The following is a 1,165-nucleotide window of genomic DNA, read 5'->3' on the forward strand; positions in this document are numbered from 1 at the left end:
TTGGTCATGCGAACGGCGCGAGGATATCGGCGTTCGCTGCGGCGGGGTGGAAGGACGAAGCGGCGGATGTTCTGGCGCATGGCGCGCAGCTTGGCGGGGATCGCACCGGGCGCAGTGCTGCTCGAACTCCAGAGCCACTCGTCGACGATGTAGCGCAAGGCCGTGATGAAGCTGATGCGACAAGGCTCGAGCTTGGCTTCGTCGGCGATGCGCGTGATTTCCAGACGGATCAGGTTGTACATCAGCAGGGTCGCCCACAGTTCCTGCTCGACGCCGTCGGGGTGCTGACTGCGCAGCGTCATGGACTGGCGCAGCATGTCGGTCTTGATCTCCCCGTACGCGAGTTCGATCTCCCAGCGCTCGTGATACAGCGCGAACACGTCCTCGGCGGCCCAGCGCACGGGGTCGGCCAGTGAAGTGAACAGCGTGCGCGGCTTGCCGTCGATCTCGCGCGTGATGGCGCGCACGTCCCAGCTCAGCGGCAGGCCCGGATCTTTCTTGCGCGCCTGCGGCGAGACCTTCATGCGCAGGCACACGTCACCGGGCCCATATGTGTCCACCACGTCGCCTTTGAGGCCGGCGCGCGCGGGAATGAGCCAGTGGCGTCCCTGGCGGTGCTGCAACGGCCACAACAGGCCCGCCGAGTAAAAGCCCTTGTCCACGATCACCAGCGAATCGGCAGGCAACTGCGGCCACAACCGCTGCGCCAGGGTGTATTCGCTGGTGTCGTAGGCGTCCAGGCTCGCATCGACCAGCAAACGCGCCCGTGCGTCCAGCAGGCACGCCATGCGCACCAGCGGGAACGCACTCTGATGCTCGGCATGGTTGCGTTGACCACCGTATCGCTGGCGGTTCTCCAGTGTGTCAGGCGTGCGCCAGACGACACCGTCCAGTGCGTACAGCGACAGACCCTGCCAGCGATGGCGCCCGGCCTCCTGGTGCGCCCATTGCGCCGCCGTATGGCGAAACAGCCACTGCAGCGGTTCGCTGCCCAGGCGCTGGCGTGCCTGGCTCAACGCGCTGGAGCTGATGCCCTCACCCTGGGCGGGCAACGCCACCTCCAGCGCGTCAGCCACATGCAGAATCGATCGATCACGCAGCAGCGCAATGCCCAACACCAGCCAGACCACCTGCTCCATGGGCAGCCGCCGCTTGCGCAGCGTGG

General features: G+C 66.5%; 1 protein-coding gene. It reads right to left on the reverse strand.

Annotated elements, in window-relative coordinates; all coding sequences use genetic code 11:
• Nucleotides 1–1,165 (reverse strand): IS4 family transposase (locus tag EJP67_RS33500; RefSeq protein WP_126026015.1); only part of this gene is annotated, 1,165 nt, incomplete at both ends.

This window comes from Variovorax guangxiensis (assembly GCF_003952165.1).
Lineage (GTDB): Bacteria > Pseudomonadota > Gammaproteobacteria > Burkholderiales > Burkholderiaceae_C > Variovorax > Variovorax guangxiensis.